Raw genomic sequence first — 22563 nt, forward strand, 5'->3', positions numbered from 1 at the left:
TTCGAGAGAACCTTAAACCTTAAACTTCAAACTAAAGAAAATGAAAGTAACACAACATATAGAAGACGCAAAAGGTAGCACCTTATTCTCGTTTGAAATTATTCCGCCTCAAAAAGGCAAAAGCATTCAGGAATTATACGATAATATTGATCCGTTGATGGAGTTCAAACCGCCTTTTATAGACGTAACTACATCTCGCGAAGAATATATTTACGTTAATAAAGGTAATGGTTTATTAGAAAAAAAACTAACTAGAATGCGTCCTGGAACTCTTGGAATTTGTGCGTCTATCAAGCACAAGTATAACGTAGATACAGTTCCTCACGTGCTTTGCGGTGGGTTTACCAAAGAAGAAACCGAGTATTTATTGGTAGATTGTCACTATCTGGGAATTGATAATGTGATGGCGCTTCGTGGTGATGCAATGAAAGATGAACAATCTTTTGTGCCGAAAGAAGGAGGTAATGATTTTGCGGTTGATTTAGTTAAACAAATTAACCAATTGAATTGCGGAAAGTACTTGCATGATGTGATGGATATTGACAATAAAGCCAATTTTTGTATTGGAGTTGCAGGTTATCCAGAAAAACATTTGGAATCACCTTCATTAATTTCGGATTTAAAAAGACTGAAAGAAAAGGTAGAAGCAGGTGCTGATTATGTAGTAACCCAAATGTTTTTTGACAATGCAAAATATTTTGAGTTTGTTGCCAAAGCTAGAGAAATGGGAATTACAGTTCCTATTATTCCGGGTATCAAACCTATTGCTGTGCAAAGACATTTACAAGTATTGCCACAAATTTTCAGAATAGATTTGCCTGAAGATTTGATTCATGCAGTTGGTCAATGCAAAAATAATGCTGACATCAGACAAGTAGGAATCGAATGGGCTATTCAACAATCTTTAGAATTGAAAGCTGCCGGGGTTCCCGTGTTGCACTATTATTCTATGGGAAAATCAGAAAATATTCGACAAATAGCGAGTCAAGTTTTTTAATTGATACAATTTAAAAGGGCTGATTCTTCAGCCCTTTTTTTATATATAAAATCGAAACCAAATGAATCCAATCCTCCAACAAGATTTAAACGATATTGAAAAGATCCTTGAAATAGTAAAACAACAAGGAATTGATTTTCTAGATTCAATGGATAACGTTCCTACTTCTACTAAGAATTCTATAACTACGGATAGAAATCTAAACGATTCTGGTTTGGGAGCACTGTCAGCTTTGGAAGAATTTAACCAACGTTTAGCACCTTTGATGGTTTCGCAAGCTGGGCCAAGATATTGGGGCTTTGTAACTGGCGGAGCAACACCAGCATCTATTATTGGTGATTGGTTGACTACTATTTACGATCCAAATGCGCAAGCAACAAAAGCACAAGGTGGTGTTTCGGCTTTAATAGAAATTGAAACAATTAATTTGTTGTTGCAATTGTTAGAGTTACCAAAATCATTTTTAGGCGGATTTGTGACTGGAGCTACGATGTCTAATTTTACTTGTTTGGCGGTGGCGAGACAATGGTTCGGAAATCAATTAGGAAAAGATTTTGCAAAAAACGGAATTTCAGAACCTATAAACATTCTTACGGCTACGCCACATTCTTCGTCGGTAAAATGTTTGGCAATGTTAGGGATTGGAAGCCAGAATTTCACGAAAATAAAAACTATTGAAGGAAACCGTGAAGCGATAGATATTACCGATTTAGAAAAAAATATTGAAAGTCTAAATGGGAAACCATTCATTTTAATATCTAGTGCAGGAACGGTCAACACGGCTGATTTTGATGATTTCAATGCTATTACCAAACTGAAAGAAAAATACAATTTCTGGTGGCATGTTGATGCTGCTTTTGGAGGTTTTACCGCTTGTTCTCCAAAATATAAACACCTTGTAAACGGTTGGGAAAACGCCGACAGTATTACTATAGATTGTCATAAATGGTTAAATGTGCCTTATGAAAGCGCTTTTTATTTGGTAAAAGAAGAACATCAAAACTTGCAAATTGAAACCTTTCAAAATTCTAATGCACCATATTTAGGAAATCCGTTAGATAATTTTAGTTACCTTAATTTTTTACCTGAAAACTCAAGACGCTTAAAAGCTTTGCCGGTTTGGTTTTCATTATTGGCCTATGGCAAAAAAGGTTTTCAGGGTATTATTGAAAATAGCGTTACGATGGCATTGCAGTTTGACGATTTCATTACTCAAAACGAGAACTTCGAATTATTGGCCCCAACTCGCTTGAACAACGTATGCTTTACTTTGGCGGGAGACCACAATCAAGAAAAAGTCAATTTGTTTTTGTCGCATCTTAATGACAGAGGGAAAGTGTTTATGACGCCAACGGTTTACGAAAACCGAAAAGGAATTCGGGCTTCGTTTGTCAATTGGAGAACTAGTGAGAAGGATATACAAATTGCTGTGGAGGAAATGAAAACAAGTGTTTTGGAGCTAGGGATTGAGTAGATTTTAAATGTTCGTGTCAATTTTAGCACTAACATGTTATTCTGACGAAGGAGAAATCCCACGTGCTGAGATTCCTCCTTCGTTGATTGAAAAGTTAAAGGTTTTGTATTAAACGAGTTCTCTTTTTTATCTGAAAACTGAAAACTGTAACCTGATACTACTTCGTAATCTCCCTGAAAACAGCCTCCAAGTTTTTATTCTTCTGATTCAGTTGTAACGTTTTCAAACCATTTGCAGTAGCAAAATCAAAAACGGCTGGGCGCATGTCTTTGTCGGTTGTAAAGGTTAGTTCCCAGATCATGTCGTGTGTGTTTTTATAGGAAGTAAGATTTTCGATTTTAGCAATGGCTTGTTCTTCTATTTTATAATCAAATTCCACTTCGATAACTTGTTCCTTATCTTCAGAAATTAAGTTATCCAGTTTTTTATCGGCAACGATTTTACCGTTGTTGATGATGATCACGCGATCGCAAATCGCTTCGACTTCCTGCATGATGTGCGTAGAAAGAAAAACGGTTTTGTCTTTCCCTACATTTTTAATGACGTTACGAATTTCGATTAATTGGTTTGGGTCTAATCCTGTGGTGGGTTCATCAAGAATCAAAACATCGGGATTGTGCAATAAAGCATTGGCCAGTCCTACACGTTGGCGGTATCCTTTAGATAATTGACCTATTTTTTTATGACTTTCGGAACTTAAACCAGTCAGTTGAATTACTTCTTCGATTCGGGATTTAGCTACTTTATAGACATCGGCATTAAAAGCTAAATATTCTCTCACATACAAATCCAAATACAATGGATTGTGTTCGGGTAAATAACCAATAGAAAGTTGAACTGCTTTTTGTTGGCTGTTTACATCATGCCCATTTACTAATGCTGAACCTTCATCAGCATTGATATAGGTTGTCAATATTTTCATCAAAGTTGATTTTCCGGCTCCATTTGGACCTAAAAAACCAACAATTTCTCCTTTATTTACAGAAAATGAAATGTTATCCAGTGCTTTTTGGGCACCATAACTTTTGGATATGTTATTTACTTCTATTGACATGGAATTTTATTTGTTGCAAAAGTAAACAGAATAATCATTGATTTATTGTTTTTTGTAGTCCAATAAGTAAAAAGACCTTTGTCAAAGTTTACTAAGCAAGATGATATTCTCTTTTAGATTTATATATTTACCATAAACTATATGGATATGAATTTAAAAAATACACAATCGGGCAGTTTCTTAAAAAACTACAAAAGTATTTTATTGCTACTTGGAGGAATTCTGGTAGGAAGTATATTGGGTTTGGTTTTTGGAAAAGGAGTAGAAGTGATTAAACCTTTGGGAGATATATTTCTGAATTTATTGTTTACTGCAATTATTCCGCTGATATTTTTTACCATTTCATCCTCGATAGCCAGTTTAGAAAAGTCTGAGAAACTGGGGAGGTTATTTGTGATTGTAATTGGTGTGTTTTTAAGTACTGTGTTGATTTCAGCTATTTTGATGATTATTGGCGTATTGTTATTCCCTATTCAGCAAGATATCATCATTTCAAAAATTCCGTTAGAATCGATTCAAGCTAGTTCAGCAGGTTCACAAATTACACAATTGCTTACCGCTAATGATTTCTTCGAATTGTTATCTCGTAAGAATATGTTAGCACTTATCATATTCTCGTTTTTAATAGGATTTGCCAGTTTGCATTCGGGTGAAAAAGGAAAAGATTTCAGTCGGTTCTTGAATTCAGGAAACGAAGTGATGAAACAATTGCTGCATATGATTATGAAAACGGCTCCAATAGGTTTGGGTGCTTATTTTGCGTATCAGGTTGGGATTTTTGGCCCACAATTATTTGGTGCGTATGCAAAACCTTTGGGTCTTTATTATGCGGTTTGTGCTTTTTACTTTGTCGTGTTTTTTAGTTTGTATGCTTTTATTGCTGGAGGAAGAAAAGGACTGAATGTATTTTGGAAAAATAATATCACTCCATCATTAACTGCATTGGGGACCTGTAGCAGTATTGCCACAATTCCTGCAAATCTGGAAGGGGCAGAACACATGAATATTCCGAGTCATATCAGAAATGTAGTTATTCCCTTGGGAGCACCTTTGCATAAAGACGGTTCAAGTATGTCGTCAGTGATAAAGATTGCAGTTATTTTTGCCATGTTTGGTAAAGATTTTACGGATCCGCATACATTACTTTTAGCATTAGGAATTACTGTAATAGTTTCGGTTGTCGAAGGAGGAATTCCGAATGGTGGTTATATAGGGGAAATTTTGGCGATAACCGTTTATGGATTTCCAATGGAGCAAGCTTTGCCGGCGGCGATGATAGTAGGGACTTTAGTAGATCCTATGGCAACCTTATTAAATGCTAATGGCGACTTAGTTTCGGCGATGTTAGTGACCCGAATTGCGGAAGGAAAAAAATGGCTTTCGGTGAAAATAGCTGCTTAAATGTTATTTTGAATCAAAATTAAAGAAAAAGTCATTTTGAAATCTGTAATAAACAGTAATTTAAAAATCATTTGTTTAAGTATTTGGTAATAAAAAGGTTGTTTCACAAAGAATTCTTTTTTTGTTACATAAAATAATATTTTTTTTTTGGTCGGTTTGAAATAAGTCCTACATTTGCAGAGTAATTATTGAAAATAACACAACATACAATGTCTAATAACCGTTTTTATTTTAGCAACACTTATTATTTCTTCTTTAGGAAGTAAGGGATTGTGCTATGGTTATTTGAAAAACAACAAACAAATAAAACTAATATACAATCCTGATGAAAATCAGGATTTTTTTTTGAATAAAAATGAAATTAGCATAACAAAAAATCGGTAGAGCACGAATCAAAAATTATCAAAATTTCATTTTCAAATAAAAACAAATAGTAATTTCGAATGAGAACAAAGATTGCAATACAAGGTATAAAAGGCTGTTTCCATCATCAGGTAGCACAAGAATATTACTATCAGAATGTTGAGGTAGATGAGTGTTTGTCTTTTGAAGAATTGGTGGATAGTTTATTGTCCGGGAAATCAGATCAAGCGGTTATGGCTATAGAAAATTCTATTGCAGGACCAATTATTCCGAATTACGCTTTGATTGATAAAAATAATTTGCACATCATAGGAGAACATTATTTGGATATTCATCAAAATTTAATGGCGTTGAGAGGTCAAAAAATTGAAGATATTCAAGAAGTACATTCTCATCCTATGGCCTTATTACAATGTATGGAGTTTTTGAAAAAATATCCAAACATAAAATTAGTTGAAGATAAAGATACTGCTGAAACGGCCAGAAGAATACACCAAAATCAGTTGAAAGGAATTGCCGCAATTGCGAGCAAAACAGCTTCTGAAATGTATGAATTAGAAATTTTAGCGCCAGAAATTCAAACGATAAATAATAACATGACACGATTTGTTATTATTAAAAAGGAGAATTCATTTGTTGAAGAAAACGAAATAAACAGAGCTTCTATCAAATTTGAATTGGATCACAAACGCGGAAGTTTAGCGGCGGTTCTGAATGTAATGAGTGATTGTAAATTGAATTTAACTAAAATACAATCGTTACCAAAAATAGAAACTCCTTGGAAATATTCCTTTTTTGTGGATGTTACTTTCGAAAAATACGAAGATTATGCTAAAGCAAAAGCATTACTGACCATCATGGCAGAATACTTTAAAGTTTTAGGTGAATATAAAAATACAAAACCATGATTACTACAGCGAAACGTCTGGATATAATTGAAGAATACTATTTCTCCTCAAAATTGAGGGAAGTAAGACAATTGGCTTCTGAAGGGAAACCAATTATCAATATGGGAATTGGAAGTCCGGATTTACAGCCTTCACAAGCGGTTATAGATGCAGTAGTTCTTGCTATGCAAGAAGAAAATGCACATCAGTACCAAAGTTACCAAGGGTTGCCGGAATTGAGAAAAGGAATGGCTGATTTTTATCAGAACAACTTTCAGGTGGCGTTGAATCCAAATACTGAGATTTTGCCTTTGATGGGGTCCAAAGAAGGGATTATGCATATTTCACTGGCTTTCTTGAATGAAGGAGATCAGGTGCTGATTCCAAATCCAGGATATCCAACGTATACTTCGGTGACAAATTTAGTAGGGGCAGTACCCGTTTATTACGATTTAAAAGAAGTAAATAACTGGGAACCTGATTTTGAAGCTTTGGAAAAATTAGATTTATCGAAAGTGAAAATCATGTGGATTGGTTATCCGCACATGCCAACAGGAGTAAGAGGAAGTTTACAGTTGTTTGAAAAGTTGGTGGCTTTCGCCAAAAAACATCAGATATTATTAGTTAACGACAATCCGTACAGTTTTGTTTTGAATGACAATCCTATGAGTTTGTTGCAAGTAGAAGGCGCAAAAGACGTGGCTTTAGAATTGAATTCTTTGAGCAAGACTTTTAACATGGCGGGCTGGAGAGTCGGAATGGTTTTAGGAAATGCAGCTTGTATCGATGCGGTACTAAAAGTAAAAAGCAACATGGATAGCGGTATGTTTTACGGGATTCAAAAAGGGGCAATTGAAGCTTTGAAAAGTGACAAGACTTGGTTTGAATCGATGAATGCAATTTATAGAAAACGCAGAATTCTTACCGAACAACTAGCTGAGGAATTAGGATGTAAAGTTTATAAGGAAGGTGTTGGATTATTTGTTTGGGCAAAATTGCCTGACGGAATTACATCGGCGGAGAAATTTATTGATGAAATTTTATATGATAAATCTATTTTCATTACGCCGGGAACAATTTTTGGTTCTAATGGAGAAGGATACATCCGATTTGCACTTTGTGTAAAAGAGGAAAAAGTACAAGAGGCTATAGAAAGATTTAGGAATTAGGATTTTTTGATTTAGGAATTCAAATTAATCCTAATTCGAAAGTCCCAAATCCCAAATAATATAAAATATGAATATACACGTAATAGGAATAGGGTTGATTGGTGGTTCGATGGTATTGGACATTAAAACACTGTATCCGGAAGCCAAAATATATGGGATTGATAACAACGAAAGCCATTTGGCGGAAGCAATTGCTTTAGGAGTTGTTGATGCTGGTGCGACTTTTGATGATTTAAAAGAAGCAGATTTTGTAATCGTTTCTGTTCCGGTTGATGTTGCATTGACTGTTTTGCCAAAAGTATTGGATGTTATTGGTGATAGTACGATTGTTTTTGAAGTGGGCTCGACAAAGACGCCTATTTGCGAAGCGGTTGCCAATCATCCTAAGAGAAGAAATTTTATTGCAACACATCCTATTGCTGGGACGGAGTTCTCAGGACCATCGGCAGCGATAAAAGGATTGTTTCAAGGGAAAACGAATATCATTTGTGAGGTGGAGAAAACGACTTTCAAATTACAGGAAAAAGCGTTGCAACTTTTTACAGCTATGGGAATGAGAATTCGTTATATGGATCCAAAATCGCATGACAAACACATTGCTTATGTGTCGCACTTATCGCATATCAGTGCATTTATGCTTGGGAAAACGGTAATTAATAAAGAGAAAGACGAGCAGGATATTTTTGATATGGCAGGTTCTGGTTTTGAAAGTACAGTTCGTTTAGCCAAAAGTTCACCGGCAATGTGGACGCCTATTTTTAAACAAAACAGGAAACAAGTAGTAAAAACATTGGATGAATACATTTCTAATTTATTAAAGTTTAAGGAATTATTAGAAAAGGAAGATTACGATGCGATTTACAATGAAATGCAAAGTGTGAATAAAATAAAAGAAATATTAAACGGAATAAATATAAAAAAGTAATCAGCATTTATCCCGAAACTTAGGGAGCAGGTTACAGTTAAAGAGAACAACACAGAATAAAATAAAAAAAAGTAAAAATTAGAAAAGATGGAAAACAAGAAAGAAATGAGAAATTGGTTGAATGAATTCAATTTGACTCATCCATTTGTTATCGCAGGACCTTGTAGTGCTGAAACAGAAGAACAAGTATTGAAAATTGCACATGAATTGAAAGATTCAGATGTGAGTGTTTTTAGAGCAGGAATTTGGAAACCAAGAACACGTCCAGGAGGATTTGAAGGTGTTGGGGAAATAGGATTGAAATGGTTGCAAAAAGCAAAAGCAGAAACAGGTTTACTAATGGGAACTGAAGTAGCAACTGCTGCTCACTGTAAATTGGCTTTGGAACATGATATTGATGTGTTATGGGTTGGTGCTCGTACAACTGCAAATCCATTTGCGGTTCAAGAGATTGCTGATACATTAAAAGGTACTGATAAAATTGTATTGATTAAAAACCCTGTAAATCCAGATATGGCTTTATGGTTAGGTGGAGTAGAGCGTTTATATGCAGCTGGAATCAAGAATTTAGGAGTTATTCATAGAGGTTTTTCTACATACGAAAAAACAAAATACAGAAACATTCCAGAATGGCAGATTGCTATCGAATTGCAAAACAAATTCCCTGATTTACCATTAATCATTGATCCATCTCATATTACAGGAAACCGTGATATGATTCTTGAAGTGACTCAAGAAGCGTTGGATTTGAATTATGACGGTATGATTATCGAAACGCATACTGATCCAGACAATGCTTGGAGTGATGCAGCACAACAAGTAACACCTGACGCTTTGAAACAAATTTTCAAAGATTTGAAAGTGAGAAAACATGACGATGCATCGGATGAATTTACGAATAAAATGACAAAATTGAGAGCGAATATCGATGTTTTGGATGCTAATTTATTGGAATTGTTAGGAAAGCGTATGAAAGTTGCTGACGAAATTGGTCAAGTGAAAAAAGACGCAAACGTTGCAGTATTGCAAAACAATCGTTGGAATGAAATCCAAGAGAAAATGATTTTGGAAGGTGGAAAAAAAGGATTGACAGAAGAATTTATAGTTAAATTATTCAAAAACATCCACCAAGAAAGTATTGGTCACCAAGAAAAAATATTGAACTCTTAATTAGCTAAATAAGATTAATTATTTTTATTTATTAAAACCTACAATTTATTTGTAGGTTTTTTTTGTATTATTGTGTGAAATTTTAACAATCTAACCTTTAATTTTATGAAAAAACAATTACTACTTTTTTTTGCATTTTTTATGTTTTGTCTAACAGGCTATTCTCAATACAAAATTGAAAACATTGGGATTTCTTATGGTGAGGAAATCACAGAAGAAAAGGGAAAAATTATTAAAATTATTGGAGAAGCCAATAATAAAATTTACGCATTAGGTTTAAAAGGAAAAAAAGAATATTTCTTAAAAATTTTTTCGTCAAAGGAAATGAAGTTGTTATCTAATAAACCGATAGTTTTACCTGAGCTGGATGATAAAGAAATAGGTTTTGAGGAAATAACAATTTTAAATGATAGAATATATGTTATTGGAAGTGTTTATAAACGAAAAGAAAAAATTTTCAATCTAGTCGGAATCGAGTTTTCTGAAGATGGCGTTTTAAGTAATAAAATGGTGACCATGTTTGAATCTCAGGTAGCAAAAAGTTCAGACAGAGGAGGTTTCTATTTTAAACAATCTCCTGATGAAAATAAATTATTGGTTATGCATACTGCATTATTCGAAAAGGAAGATGCGATGAAATATGAAATTAAATTGTTTGACGATTCTTTGAATGTAAATTTTGCTACTGAAAATAAAGTGTCTTATGATGATTCCAAAAAAGATTACCAGTTTACAATTTCTGATTTTGATGTAAATTTTAAAAATGATGTATTCTTGATTGTAAATGAAGGATATAGAGATTCTAAAAAGAAAGAAAAGATTGAAAAATTTGAACTCCATATTTTTAAAAATGAAAATAAATATAAAAAAGAGGTTGTAAATATTGATGTAAAAGACAAGGAGATCATCAATTGTAAAATGTTGTCAACTAATAAAAACACATTGCAAATAGTTGGTTTTTACTCTAGTGTGAGAGAGAATGGTAAAGCGAATAAAGAGTTGAAAGGGGTATATAATGCTACTATAAATTTGGCTACTAACGTAAATGATAACCTTAAATTCAATGAATTTGACTATGAAACCAAAGTTAAATTACTTGGAGAGCGAAGAGCTAAAAAAGGAAAAGATGTTAAACCTTTATACGAGATTCATTCAATAATAGAAAAAAATGACGGTGGACTTATTGTTTTGTCGGAATATAGAATGGTTATTGTAGGACAAACACAAGGTTTTGGGCCACTAGGTTTTACCCCAATAACTTATATTACTAACGAAATGATTGTTACATGTCTAAAACCTGATGGATCTCTAGATTGGAGTAATGTGGTTGCAAAAGATCAATCGGCTGCGGTTACAGTATTGTCTTTAGGCTTTTTTGGTACAGGTGGAAACGGGAATTTTAATGTAAGTGCGGGTGTTTCTATTCCATTAACTGTTATGGGAAAAGGCCCAGAATATTTAAGTGGAATTCCAATTTATAAAGATGGACAATTGAATATCATTTTTAATGATAATAAAAAGAATAAGGGAATTACTGATATCGAAGAAATCAAATCATTGGGGAATTATAATAATTCAGTACCAACACTTTTTGTTTTTGATAATAAAGGGATAATAACAAGGAAGGATCCGGAAGAGGCTATAAAAAATGAATTGGTTATGAGGCCTGGAATTTTTTATAGAAAAAATGAAAAAGAATTTTTAATTTATGCTTCAAGGAAGTCCGAAGATAAATTAGGAAGAATGATTTTAAATTAAAAAAAAGCTGCCTGAATCAAGGCAGCTTTTTTTATAAACTTAACTCCTATCAATAAACGGGCATAAACTTTAAAATTTTATCTTTGCACCATGACAGGACTAGTATACAAATCTACAGGAAGTTGGTACACCGTAAAATCCGAACAAGGTGATTTTATCGAATGCCGTATGAAAGGGAAATTCCGAATAAAAGGAATCAAAAGCACCAATCCTATTGCTGTGGGTGATGTAGTGGATTATGAACTCGAGGAAACATCAGATACTGTTACGGGAACCATCCATAAAATTCACGACAGGAAGAACTATATCGTTCGAAAATCAGTGAATTTATCGCATCAAATGCATATTATTGCCTCAAATATTGATCGGGTTTTCTTGTTGGTTACCATAAATAATCCACCTACGACTTTTAATTTTATTGACCGTTTTCTGGTTACTGCCGAAGCGTATGGAATTGAAACGATATTGGTTTTTAATAAAATAGATACTTTTGACGATGCTACTCTTGATGAGCAATTGTATATGCAGCATGTATACCAAGAAATTGGATACAAATGTTTACGCGTTTCTTCTACTGAAATGAAAGGAATCGAAGAGTTGAAGGAAATGATGATTGGTAAAGTGAGTATGTTTTCAGGACACTCTGGAGTGGGAAAATCAACTTTGGTAAATGCAATGGAACCTTCTTTGCATCTAAAAACAAAAACAATTTCTGAAGCAAGTAAGCAGGGACAACACACGACGACTTTTGCAGAAATGTATGATTTATCATTTAATGCCAGAATCATCGATACGCCGGGTATCAAAGGTTTTGGGATTGTAGATATGGAAAAAGAAGAAGTGAGTGGTTATTTTCCTGAGTTTTTCAAATTGAAAGAACAGTGTAAGTTTAATAATTGCTTGCATAAAGAGGAACCGCATTGCGCCATTAAAGCTGCATTAGAAAGAGATGAAATTGCATGGTCCCGTTATAGAAGTTACCTTAAAATTCTCGAAGGTGACGATGAACATTATCGTACGGATATTCATAATGAAGACAGAATAATTAGTGATAAAACAAGAGAATAATAGAGACGCGATTTATCGCGTCTGTTTTTTATAGAATAAAAAAATGAAAGTTGTAATTCAAAGAGTCTCCTCCGCTTCTGTAACTATTGATGAAAAAATTGTTGCCAATATCCAAAAAGGCTTATTGGTTTTAGTTGGAATTGAAGATAGTGACACGCAAGAAGATAGTAACTGGTTGGTTGCTAAAATCGTAAACCTGCGAATTTTTGGAGATGAAAACAATGTGATGAATTTATCCGTAAAAGATATTGACGGTGATATAATTGTGGTAAGTCAGTTTACACTTCATGCTTCTACTAAAAAAGGCAATCGCCCTTCCTATATTAAAGCCTCAAAACCAGAAGTTGCCATTCCATTGTATGAAAATTTTGTAAAACGTCTGGAAATAGAGTTGGAGAAGAAAGTTCAAACAGGTGTTTTTGGTGCGGATATGAAGGTGCTTTTGTTAAATGATGGGCCTGTAACGATACAAATTGACAGTAAAAATAGAGAATAAATTTTTTTTGCCGAATTTTTCTTATAAATTTGAGAAAAATGTAATCTATGCAATTTAAATTTACTTGTTTTCTATTGTTGTTTTCTTCTACATTACTTCTTGCACAAAAAAGCGAATATAATACGCTATCTATCGCTGATAGCCTCAAAGAAAATGCAAATGCGGTAGTTCGTTTGAATCAAATTGATATTACTATTTCGTCTCAAAGGAATATGAATATCAAAACCAAAAGAGTAGTTACCGTTCTAAATGAAAAGGGCATTGGCGAAATTGAAGCGACAGAATACTATAGCAAAACGTCCTCAGTAAAAAATATAGAAGCATTAGTCTTTGATGGTTTTGGTATTGAAATTAAAAAAATAAAAAGGAAAGATTTCAAAGATCAAAGTGCAGTGAGCGGAAGTACGCTTTTCTCTGACGACCGTATTATTTATTTGGATTACACACCTATCCAATATCCCTTTACCATAATTTATGAAAGCGAAGTAGAAAGTTCAAACACTGCTTTTATTCCACAATGGTATCCCTTAAGTGATTACTTTGTAAGTGTTGAAAAAAGTGTTTTAAATGTAAATTATCCTTCTACTCTTGGTTTTAAAAAGATGGAATCTAATTTTTCTAATTTTAAAATTAATAAAACGGTAGATTCATCCACGCAACTTTCTTATACCGCCACTAATATTACTGCTCAAAAAGAAGAAGATTACAGTCCTGGGTTTACTACTATTTTTCCAAAAGTAATGATGGGTTTAGAAAATTTTCATCTTGAAAATGTAGATGGAAACGCTAAAACCTGGGCTACTTTCGGGCAATGGTATTCCGATAAAATTTTATCAGGAACAACCGAATTATCTGAAGAAACCAAATTAAAAATGAAAGCGCTTGTTGGGGACGAAAAAGATCCAATAAAGAAAGCAAAATTGATTTATAATTATGTGCAGCAAAAATCGCGATATGTAAATATCAGTATTGGAATCGGAGGGTGGAAACCAATGTTAGCTGCTGATGTTGATCGATTAGGATATGGTGACTGTAAAGCATTGACTAATTATACAAAAGCACTTCTTAATGCAGTTGATGTACCATCATACAATACTATTTTATACGGAAGTCCTCGCAAACGAAATATTGAGCCTGATTTTGTATCCATGCAAGGCAATCATATGATTTTATCGATTCCTAATGGGGATAATTATATTTGGCTGGAATGTACTAGTCAGGACACACCTTTTGGTTATCAAGGAACCTTTACTGACGATAGAGATGTTTTAATTATGAAGCCAGAAGGAGGAGAAATTGTGCGAACTAAAATTTATCAAGACAAAGACAATACCCAAATCAGTAAAGGAAAATTTTCTTTATCGCAAACGGGAAATTTTTTAGGGAAAATAATTATTGTCTCAGAAGGGTCACAATACAATCAAAAAGCAGCTATAGAGAATTTTCAGCCTACAGATAAAGAAGCGCATTATAAAAAATATTGGGATAATATCAATAATTTAAAAATTGATAAAATAACATTTACTAACGATAAGGAAAAGGTCAGTTTTACTGAAAATGCTGAAATTAGTGCCGTTAATTATGGAAGTGTTTCAGGAAATAAGATAATGTTTGTGGTCAATGGGTATAACCAAATTACAGGAAATGTAAAACGAATCCGAAATCGGAAAAATCCATTTGAAATTCAAAGAGGATATGTAGATGGAGATGAAATCGAGATTAGTTTGCCTTCAGGGTTTTCTATTGAATTTCTACCGAGTAATTTTGAATTGAAAACGAAGTTTGGAGAATACAAAACTGAAATCATCAAGAAAGATGCTGCTAATCTTGTTTATAAGCGTACCATGTTCTTGAAAAAAGGATTTTATTCTAACAAAGAGTACGATGAATACCGTCTTTTTATGGAACAGATTTCCAGAAATGACAATGCTAAAATTATTTTAACCAAAACCATGTAAAACTATGAAATGTAATGAACTAACCATTATTTTATTTTTCACTCTGTTTTTTTATAATGCTAATGCACAAGATTTTAAACTAGGGAAAGTTTCAATAGAAGAGCTTCAGCAAAAAGTTCATCCGAAAGACACGGCAGCTGTTGCAGCAATATTATTTAAAAAAGGAGAAACTAGTTTTGAATATTCAAATGATGCAGGTTTTACGGTAGTCACTAAAGTAGCTGTTCGTATAAAAATTTATAAAAAAGAAGGGTATGATTGGGCAAATCAAGAAATACATTTTAGAATAGGTTCTTCGAAAGAAAGTGTTGTTATTTCGGATGCTGTAACATATAATCTAGTAGCCGGAAAAATCGAAAAAACAAAATTAAAAAGTGAGGGAGCGTTTCAGGAAAATATAAATAAATATTGGGATAAAAAGAAAATCACAATGCCTAATGTAAAAGTGGGTTCTGTGATAGAGTACGAGTACAATGTTAAATCTTCAAATGTAGGCTCACTTAGAGATTGGAATTTTCAAACTAGTGTACCGGTCAATTATTCAGAATATAAGACTTTTGTACCCGAATATTTTATTTACAATAGTCAATTCAAAGGATTTATTACTCCAAAAATAACATCTGAAAGAAATAACAAACAAATATTTTTAAATAAAAAAGAGAAGGAATGTGATATATGTCCTTCATTAAATACTAATACCAAGTTTGATTACATAGAAACCAAAACGACTTATTTAGCGGAGAATTTACCAGCAATCAAAGAAGAAGCGTTTGTTAATAATATAAATAATTATGTAGCTAGTTTAGAGCAGGAGCTGTCTATGACGCATTATCCAAACGAGCCTATGAAACCTTTTTCATCGGATTGGAATGCGGTGGTGAAGACCATTTATGATTATGAAGATTTTGGACCTGAATTGAATAAAACCAGTTATTTTGAAGCGGATATAAAACCTATAATTGCAGGATTAGATACTCCGGAAGAAAAAATAACAGCACTATTAAATTATGTAAAAACTATTGTAAAATGGAATGATTACTATGGCTATTCTTGTAATGATGGAGTTAAAAAAGCCTATAAAGATAAAACAGGAAATGTAGCCGAAATCAATTTAATGTTAACGGCTATGTTGCGTTATGCTGGATTGATTGCGAATCCAGTTTTAGTTAGCACACGTTCTAATGGAATTGCAATTTTTCCTAATAGAACAGCTTTTAATTATGTTATTGCCGCAGTAGAAACTCCAAATGGATTGATATTATTGGATGCGTCGGATGCATTTTCGATACCAAACGTATTGCCTTTTAGAGCATTAAACTGGGAGGGAAGGTTGATACGAAAAGATGGTACATCCGAAGAGGTAGATTTAATGCCAAAAATCGCATCAAATAATACAGTAATGATGAATTATACAGTTGATGCCAATGGGCAAGTTTCAGGGAAATTAAGACGCCAGAGAACGGATCACAATGCTATGATTTTTAGGAAAAATATTGATAACATAAAAGATGATACTTATCTGGAAAAACTGGAAAATGATAATGAAAAGATAGAAATAAAAGAATATTCAAGAGTAAATGAAAAAGAGTTGAAATTACCTGTAACAGAAACCTTTTCTTTTTCAGGTTCTAATCTTTGTGAGGGAATTGGAGGCAAAATTTATATAAATCCAATGTTATTTCTTACAGAAGAACAAAACCCCTTCAAGCAAGAAAATAGAGAATATCCTATAGATTATGGATTTCCGTTTATTGATAAATACAGTATTAATATTCAAATTCCGGACGGATATAAAGTAGAAACAATTCCAGTGCCTACTGTTCTTAACATGCAGGATAATTTAGGTAGTTTTAAATTCATGACCAATTTATCTGAGAAAACAATTCAGTTAGTAATAACAAATCAAATAAATACACCGATTATTTCATCTGAATATTATTCAATGTTAAAAGAATACTATCAGGGCATGATCACAAAAGAAAACGAAAAAATAGTTCTAACAAAAATATAGTAGCATATGTCATTCAAAAAAACACTGTTTATCGTATTGTTTTTGGTTTCCTTTTCAAATGCCAAAGCACAAAATTTTGAATTGGGTAAAGTTTCGATTGCGGAATTAGAAGAAAAAGAACATCCTAAAGACCCTTCGGCAGTAGCGGCGATATTATTCAAAAAAGGAAAGATGAGTCTTGAATATACTAAAAATGAGGGTTTTGTAATGATAACTGAAGTGAAAACCAGGGTTAAGATTTATAAAAAAGAAGGATATGATTGGGCAAATCAAAAAGTGCGTTACTATTTAGGAAATAATTCTAAAGAGAATGTATCCTTTACGGATGCTGTAACATACAATTTACTGGATGGAAAAATTGAGAAAACGAAATTGAAAAGTGACGGAACATTTGATGAGACCATCAATAGATTTTGGGGGCAGAAAAAGATAACAATGCCAAATGTAAAAGAAGGGTCTGTAATAGAATTTCAGTATACAATTCGATCATTGAGTATTGGAATGCCGAGAGAGTATAGTTTCCAGACGACAATTCCGGTAAATTATTCAGAGTACAGGACTTTTATTCCACAATATTTTATTTATAATGCCAATCAAAAAGGATTTATTTTTCCAAAAGTAACGGTAGAGAAAAAACCAAAAACAATTAAATTTTTGGATATGGAAAGTAAACAAGCTGGAACAAGCTCTAGTAATGTCAATACATCATTTTATGAAAGTGCGCTAGAATACGAAGAAACCAGAACCACTTATTTGACAGAGAATTTACCGGCGATGAATGAAGAATCTTTTGTAAATAATATTGATAATTACACATCAAGTTTGGTGCAGGAATTATCAATGACACAATACCCTAATCAGCCTTTGAAACCCTATTCGACCGATTGGAAATCAGTAGTAAAGACAATTTATGAGTATGATGATTTTGGGCCAGAATTGGATAAAACAGGTTATTTTGAAGATGATATAAATGCTTTAATCAAAGGGTTGAATACCCAAGAAGAAAAAATAGAAGCTATTTTTAATTACGTTAAATCTAGTGTAAAATGGAATGATTATTATGGTTATTCTTGTAATGACGGTGTGAAAAAAGCATATAAAGATAAAACAGGAAATGTAGCCGAAATTAATCTTATGCTAGCTGCTATGCTGCGTTATGCTGGAATCAATGCTAATCCGGTATTGTTAAGTACACGCGCTAACGGAGTTGCATTATTTCCTAATAGAACAGCTTTTGATTATGTAATTGCAGCTGTAGAAATACAAGATGGTTTAGTTTTATTGGATGCAACTGAGAAGTATTCGTTACCTAATGTTTTGCCATTAAGAGATCTGAACTGGTTTGGGAGGCTAATTAGAAAAGATAGAACATCTGTAGAAGTAGACTTGACGCCAAAAATACTTTCGAAAGAAATCATAAATACTAGTTTTGTTATTAATAGTAATGGTGTTATTACCGGGAAAGTAAGAAAGCAACTTACCGATCATGAGGCGCTTTATTTTAGACAAAAAAACATAATAACTAGTAAAGATAATTACCTGGAAGAATTAGAAAACAAAAACAATGCTATTGAAATAACGGATTATGTTAGAGAAAATGATTTGAACTTGGCAAAGCCAATTCTTGAAACATATACTTTTAAAGATTCCAAAGATTTTGAAAGCATAAATGGAAAAATCTATATAGCTCCATTATTGTTTTTGTCAACTAAAGTAAATCCTTTTAAGCAGGAAGTAAGAGCATATCCAGTTGATTTTGGTTATCCTATAGAGAATAAGTATAATATTATGATAGAAATACCAGAAGGTTATGCTGTAGAATCTTTACCTGTTTCAATGAATATTGCTACGCCAGATAACATTGGAACATATAAATATGTTATTGGAGCTACTGGAAATAAAATCCAAATTTCAATTACTTCAGATATTAACACAGCAATAGTTCCAGCGGATTATTATACTGCTTTAAAAGAATTCTTTCAGAAAATGATTGACAAACAAAATGAAAAAATAGTACTTAAAAAAGTATAATTAAATGAAAATTGTTAAAGTTGCAATTTTTTTGTTTTTTGTTTTGTGTGTTACAAAAAGTAGTGCACAAAATTTTGAGTTAGGAAAAGTTTCTACTAAAGAACTCCTAGAAAAATTTCATGCTGAAGATTCTACTGCAGTTGCGGCCATTTTATTTAAAAAAGCAAGAACTTTTTTTAGTTATAATTCGACAAGTGGATTCACAGTAAATCATGAATACATCTACAGAATCAAAATTTATAAAAAAGAAGGACTTAGTTGGGCAAATTTTGAGGTTCCGTATTATGTTGGTTATGAAGAGATGAAAGATGAATCGGTTAAATTTTCAAATTGTGTAACTTATAATCTTGAAAATGGTAATATTGTTAAAACGAAATTAAACAATGAAGGCACTTTCAAAAAAAATGTGAATGAATATTGGAATGAAGCTTCCATTACTATGCCCAATGTTAAAGTGGGTTCCGTAATAGAGTTTAAGTATCTTTTAAAATCAGAAGCAATTGTTAAGTTTCCTAAATTTAAAATGCAATATGATATTCCGGTGAATTATGCCGAATATGAAACAGATATTCCGGAATATTTTATTTACAAACCAATTTTGACGGGCTATGTGAAGATTAAGGCAGAAGCAAAATATGTAAATGGTTCTCAGAGTTTCGAAAATAAATACAACCAATCGGCATCTATTAGTTACAAGCAAATTAACAGTGTTTATCTTGCTGAAAATATTCCTGCACTTAAAGAAGAGGAATATATTGACAATATTGAAAATTACAGATCGTCCATTTATAATGAATTAGAAAGAACGCGCTTTCCTGATCAACCAGTTAAAGATTATTCAATAACTTGGGAGGGAGTTGCTAAAACTATTTTTGAAAACGAAAGTTTCGGAAAAGAATTGAATGAACGTATGTATCTTATTCAGGATATTAAGATGATACTCAAAAGCGCTGTTTCTGAAGAGGAAAAATTAGATATCATTTTTAAATTTGTAAAATCAAAAATGAACTGGGATGGGGAATATGGTTTTTATACCCAAAAAGGAGTGAAAAAGGCATACGCTGATAAAACAGGAAATGTAGCCGAAATAAATTTTATTTTAATAGCAATGCTAAACTTTGCAGGGATAAATGCTAGTCCGGTTTTGATAAGTACGATAGAACATGGAGTTCCTGCATTTCCTAACAGGACAGTTTTTAATTATGTAATTGCTGCAGCTGAAATAGAAGGGAAGCAAATTCTATTAGATGCAACACATAAATATACTACACAGAATATTTTGCCATTGAATACCTTAAACGGGACAGGGCGACTTATTAAACCTGATGGAACATCACAAGAAGTTAATATGGTGCCAAATTTAGCATCAAATAAAAACTATAATTTAATGGTGAAAATTGATGATAAGGGGACTGTGTCTGGAAAGTTTAGGGCTCAAAAGAAGGATTATGAGGCGTATAGTTTTAGAGAAAAAAATACGCAAATCAATAAAGAAAATTATCTAGAAAAATTAGAAAATGATTTGGATGGAATCCAAATTAGTAACTATGTGATAGAAAATAAAGACACAGATTTCTCAAAACCTGTCTTGGAAACTTTTACTTTTACATCAGATAATCATTGTGAAACAATAGGTAATAAAATGTTTATTAATCCCATGTTGTTTTTTGCTTTAACGAAAAATCCATTTCTTCAGGAAAAAAGGATGATGCCAATTTATTTTGGTTATCCAAAGCAAGATAAATATAATATAAATATAGAAATCCCGGAAGGATATATAGTGGAATCTATTCCAAAAGCAATGAAAATTGCAACGGAAGATAAAATAGTATTATTTACAATTAATACAAAGGTTGAAGAAAATAGAATTCAAATCATAATTACAAGAGAAATTAATGCTGCCATTTTACCTGCAGATTATTATTATGATTTAAAAGAATTCTTTCAAAAAATTATCGATAAACAAAACGAAAAAATAGTACTTAAAAAACTATAATAATGAACTTAAAAAACTCCCAACTAGACGTAGATACTTGGATAAAAGAACATGGCGTTCGTTATTTCAATGAATTGACAAATATGGCTCAACTTACTGAAGAAGTAGGAGAAGTAGCCAGAATCATTGCTCGTCGTTACGGAGAACAATCCGAGAAAGAATCTGATAAAAATAAAGACCTTGGTGAAGAATTGGCCGATGTGGTTTTCGTGGTTTTATGTTTGGCCAATCAAACGGGAATCGATTTACAAGCTGCTTTCGACAAGAAAATGGATTTGAAATCCGTCCGTGACAAAGACCGTCACAAAAACAACGAAAAACTTAAATAATTTGTGAATTGTAAATTATGAATTGTGAATGAGTAGTGGTAAATTGCGTCCCTAAATTATTTGAGTTAAAAGCGAAAGCTATACCTCATAATTCATAACTCATAATTAAAAACATGAATTTACTGTTACAAACTTCCCATTCCAATTTACAAGCTCAAATTGCAGTTACCGGCTCAAAAAGTGAAACCAACCGACTATTATTGCTACAAGCGTTGTTTCCCAATATTACTTTGGCCAATACTTCTAATTCAGATGATAGTGAAGTAATGCAAAAAGCATTGAAAGGAAACGAGGAAATAGTAGATATTCATCATGCGGGAACAGCGATGCGTTTTCTAACTGCTTATTTTGCTGTTAACGAAGGTCGTGAAGTGGTATTAACAGGTTCGCAGCGAATGACTGAGCGTCCAATTAAAGTTTTGGTGGAAGCGTTAGAACAATTGGGTGCAAAAATCTCCTACGAGAAAGAAGTAGGTTATCCGCCTATTCGAATCAAAGGACAAAAAATTACTGCCTCTAAGGTTAACATTCCGGCAAATGTGAGCAGTCAATACATATCGGCATTGTCATTAGTGGCGCCAAAACTAGAAAATGGTATTGAAATCACTTTAGTTGGTGAAATCACTTCGGTTCCTTATATCAAAATGACTTTGGCTTTGCTGAATGATTTAGACATCAAAACCAGTTTTGAAGGAAATGTGATTACCGTTTACCCAAAACAAGAAGTAGAATCGAAAGTAATGACTGTAGAATCCGATTGGAGTTCTGCTTCTTACTTTTTTAGTTTGGCTGCTTTAGCAGATAACGCTGCTATTTCATTGACGAGTTATAAAGAAACTAGTTTGCAAGGAGATTCCGCTTTAGTTGAAATCTATAAGCAAATGGGTGTTGATACACATTTTGAAGAAAATAAAATGACGCTTACAAAACAAGCGGGCTTTATTCCTCAAACTGTAAATTTTGAACTTAACAATACACCTGATATTGCACAAACCATAGTAGTTACTTGCCTTGGATTAGGAATTGGGTGTCACCTTACCGGACTTCATACGTTGAAAATTAAAGAAACGGACAGGCTGGAAGCACTGCGAATTGAAATGACAAAACTCGGAGCGAATATCTCAGTTACCAATGACAGCTTGACGCTCGTGGCTTCAAATACTATTAATCATAATGTGCCAATCGCGACTTATAACGATCACAGAATGGCGATGGCATTTGCTCCTTTAGCTTTGAAAGTCCCAATAATCATCGAAAATGCAGAAGTAGTTTCAAAATCGTATCCTGATTTTTGGAATGATTTAAAAACGTTAGGCTTCGAAATTTTAGAAAAATAAGAGTTGTAAACACTAGTGAATCAGCAGCTTTTGAAAATAAAAGGCAAAACACTTGACAACGCCTATCTCACAATCGTATATTTGCAAACGATTTAGAATTTTGCTGTCCTGAGCGATGTTGATGGACCTAATTTATAAG

17 protein-coding genes are annotated in these 22563 nt (G+C 32.9%); 16 read left to right on the forward strand and 1 reads right to left on the reverse strand.

Going from position 1 to position 22563, the window contains the following annotated elements; translation table 11 throughout:
- The first annotated feature begins 40 nt into the window (after positions 1–40).
- Positions 41–997 carry a methylenetetrahydrofolate reductase [NAD(P)H] gene (gene metF, locus OA85_RS15895; protein WP_039110825.1) on the forward strand — a complete coding sequence of 319 codons (957 nt, stop codon included), beginning with the start codon at positions 41–43 and terminating at the stop codon, positions 995–997.
- 61 nt (positions 998–1058) lie between these two features.
- Positions 1059–2471, forward strand: a complete 1413-nt coding sequence (locus tag OA85_RS15900) for a pyridoxal-dependent decarboxylase (protein ID WP_039110826.1) — start codon at positions 1059–1061, stop codon at positions 2469–2471.
- Positions 2472–2628: 157 nt separating this feature from the next.
- Here the strand turns inward: OA85_RS15900 and gldA are convergent, their stop codons facing one another.
- Positions 2629–3525, reverse strand: a complete 897-nt coding sequence (gene gldA, locus OA85_RS15905; RefSeq protein WP_039110827.1) for a gliding motility-associated ABC transporter ATP-binding subunit GldA — start codon at positions 3523–3525, stop codon at positions 2629–2631.
- Between the two features lie 147 nt (positions 3526–3672).
- On the opposite strand from gldA, the gene OA85_RS15910 reads away from it, so the two are divergent.
- The 14 genes from OA85_RS15910 (at position 3673) to aroA (ending at position 22424) form a co-directional block, all read left to right on the forward strand.
- Positions 3673–4926, forward strand: coding sequence for a dicarboxylate/amino acid:cation symporter (locus OA85_RS15910; protein WP_039110871.1), 1254 nt, complete (start codon positions 3673–3675; stop codon positions 4924–4926).
- Between the two features lie 443 nt (positions 4927–5369).
- A complete protein-coding gene (locus OA85_RS15915; RefSeq protein ID WP_039110828.1) occupies positions 5370–6197 on the forward strand; it encodes a prephenate dehydratase in 828 nt (275 codons plus the stop codon).
- Positions 6194–7345, forward strand: coding sequence for an aminotransferase class I/II-fold pyridoxal phosphate-dependent enzyme (locus OA85_RS15920; RefSeq protein ID WP_039110829.1), 1152 nt, complete (start codon positions 6194–6196; stop codon positions 7343–7345). The genes OA85_RS15915 and OA85_RS15920 overlap by 4 nt, the downstream gene beginning before the upstream one ends.
- A 67-nt stretch (positions 7346–7412) precedes the next feature.
- Positions 7413–8270 (forward strand): prephenate dehydrogenase, encoded by an 858-nt coding sequence (locus OA85_RS15925; RefSeq protein ID WP_039110830.1) that lies wholly within the window; start codon positions 7413–7415, stop codon positions 8268–8270.
- Between the two features lie 87 nt (positions 8271–8357).
- A complete protein-coding gene (locus OA85_RS15930; protein ID WP_039110831.1) occupies positions 8358–9440 on the forward strand; it encodes a bifunctional 3-deoxy-7-phosphoheptulonate synthase/chorismate mutase type II in 1083 nt (360 codons plus the stop codon).
- A 105-nt stretch (positions 9441–9545) separates the two neighbouring features.
- Entirely contained in the window at positions 9546–11198 is a 1653-nt protein-coding gene (locus OA85_RS15935) for a hypothetical protein (RefSeq protein WP_039110832.1), read from the forward strand.
- Between the two features lie 90 nt (positions 11199–11288).
- Positions 11289–12266, forward strand: a complete 978-nt coding sequence (rsgA, locus tag OA85_RS15940; RefSeq protein ID WP_039110833.1) for a ribosome small subunit-dependent GTPase A — start codon at positions 11289–11291, stop codon at positions 12264–12266.
- A gap of 43 nt (positions 12267–12309) precedes the next feature.
- A complete protein-coding gene (gene dtd, locus OA85_RS15945) occupies positions 12310–12762 on the forward strand; it encodes a D-aminoacyl-tRNA deacylase (RefSeq protein WP_039110834.1) in 453 nt (150 codons plus the stop codon).
- A gap of 47 nt (positions 12763–12809) precedes the next feature.
- On the forward strand, positions 12810–14720 hold the full coding sequence (locus OA85_RS15950; RefSeq protein ID WP_039110835.1) for a DUF3857 domain-containing protein: 1911 nt from the start codon (positions 12810–12812) through the stop codon (positions 14718–14720).
- 4 nt (positions 14721–14724) lie between these two features.
- A complete protein-coding gene (locus OA85_RS15955; RefSeq protein WP_039110836.1) occupies positions 14725–16731 on the forward strand; it encodes a DUF3857 domain-containing protein in 2007 nt (668 codons plus the stop codon).
- 6 nt (positions 16732–16737) lie between these two features.
- Positions 16738–18762, forward strand: a complete 2025-nt coding sequence (locus OA85_RS15960) for a DUF3857 domain-containing protein (protein ID WP_039110837.1) — start codon at positions 16738–16740, stop codon at positions 18760–18762.
- A 4-nt stretch (positions 18763–18766) separates the two neighbouring features.
- Positions 18767–20758: a DUF3857 domain-containing protein gene (locus OA85_RS15965; RefSeq protein WP_039110838.1), complete on the forward strand. Its 1992-nt coding sequence runs from the start codon at positions 18767–18769 to the stop codon at positions 20756–20758.
- Positions 20759–20760: 2 nt separating this feature from the next.
- A complete protein-coding gene (locus tag OA85_RS15970; protein ID WP_039110839.1) occupies positions 20761–21087 on the forward strand; it encodes a nucleotide pyrophosphohydrolase in 327 nt (108 codons plus the stop codon).
- Between the two features lie 113 nt (positions 21088–21200).
- Positions 21201–22424: a 3-phosphoshikimate 1-carboxyvinyltransferase gene (aroA, locus tag OA85_RS15975; RefSeq protein WP_039110840.1), complete on the forward strand. Its 1224-nt coding sequence runs from the start codon at positions 21201–21203 to the stop codon at positions 22422–22424.
- The last annotated feature ends 139 nt before the right edge of the window (positions 22425–22563 follow it).

The sequence above is a fragment of the Flavobacterium sp. AED genome (genome assembly GCF_000812945.1).
Classification (GTDB): domain Bacteria; phylum Bacteroidota; class Bacteroidia; order Flavobacteriales; family Flavobacteriaceae; genus Flavobacterium.

What these genes read in the sequence shown, in the direction of transcription:
- aroA (WP_039110840.1), top strand. Translation starts at nt 21,201, where the DNA reads ATGAATTTACTGTTACAAACTTCCCATTCCAATTTACAAGCTCAAATT.
- OA85_RS15930 (WP_039110831.1), top strand. Translation starts at nt 8,358, where the DNA reads ATGGAAAACAAGAAAGAAATGAGAAATTGGTTGAATGAATTCAATTTG.
- dtd (WP_039110834.1), top strand. Translation starts at nt 12,310, where the DNA reads ATGAAAGTTGTAATTCAAAGAGTCTCCTCCGCTTCTGTAACTATTGAT.
- OA85_RS15925 (WP_039110830.1), top strand. Translation starts at nt 7,413, where the DNA reads ATGAATATACACGTAATAGGAATAGGGTTGATTGGTGGTTCGATGGTA.
- gldA (WP_039110827.1), bottom strand. Translation starts at nt 3,525, where the DNA reads ATGTCAATAGAAGTAAATAACATATCCAAAAGTTATGGTGCCCAAAAA.
- OA85_RS15970 (WP_039110839.1), top strand. Translation starts at nt 20,761, where the DNA reads ATGAACTTAAAAAACTCCCAACTAGACGTAGATACTTGGATAAAAGAA.
- OA85_RS15915 (WP_039110828.1), top strand. Translation starts at nt 5,370, where the DNA reads ATGAGAACAAAGATTGCAATACAAGGTATAAAAGGCTGTTTCCATCAT.
- OA85_RS15950 (WP_039110835.1), top strand. Translation starts at nt 12,810, where the DNA reads ATGCAATTTAAATTTACTTGTTTTCTATTGTTGTTTTCTTCTACATTA.
- rsgA (WP_039110833.1), top strand. Translation starts at nt 11,289, where the DNA reads ATGACAGGACTAGTATACAAATCTACAGGAAGTTGGTACACCGTAAAA.
- OA85_RS15920 (WP_039110829.1), top strand. Translation starts at nt 6,194, where the DNA reads ATGATTACTACAGCGAAACGTCTGGATATAATTGAAGAATACTATTTC.
- metF (WP_039110825.1), top strand. Translation starts at nt 41, where the DNA reads ATGAAAGTAACACAACATATAGAAGACGCAAAAGGTAGCACCTTATTC.
- OA85_RS15900 (WP_039110826.1), top strand. Translation starts at nt 1,059, where the DNA reads ATGAATCCAATCCTCCAACAAGATTTAAACGATATTGAAAAGATCCTT.
- OA85_RS15960 (WP_039110837.1), top strand. Translation starts at nt 16,738, where the DNA reads ATGTCATTCAAAAAAACACTGTTTATCGTATTGTTTTTGGTTTCCTTT.
- OA85_RS15965 (WP_039110838.1), top strand. Translation starts at nt 18,767, where the DNA reads ATGAAAATTGTTAAAGTTGCAATTTTTTTGTTTTTTGTTTTGTGTGTT.
- OA85_RS15955 (WP_039110836.1), top strand. Translation starts at nt 14,725, where the DNA reads ATGAAATGTAATGAACTAACCATTATTTTATTTTTCACTCTGTTTTTT.
- OA85_RS15935 (WP_039110832.1), top strand. Translation starts at nt 9,546, where the DNA reads ATGAAAAAACAATTACTACTTTTTTTTGCATTTTTTATGTTTTGTCTA.
- OA85_RS15910 (WP_039110871.1), top strand. Translation starts at nt 3,673, where the DNA reads ATGAATTTAAAAAATACACAATCGGGCAGTTTCTTAAAAAACTACAAA.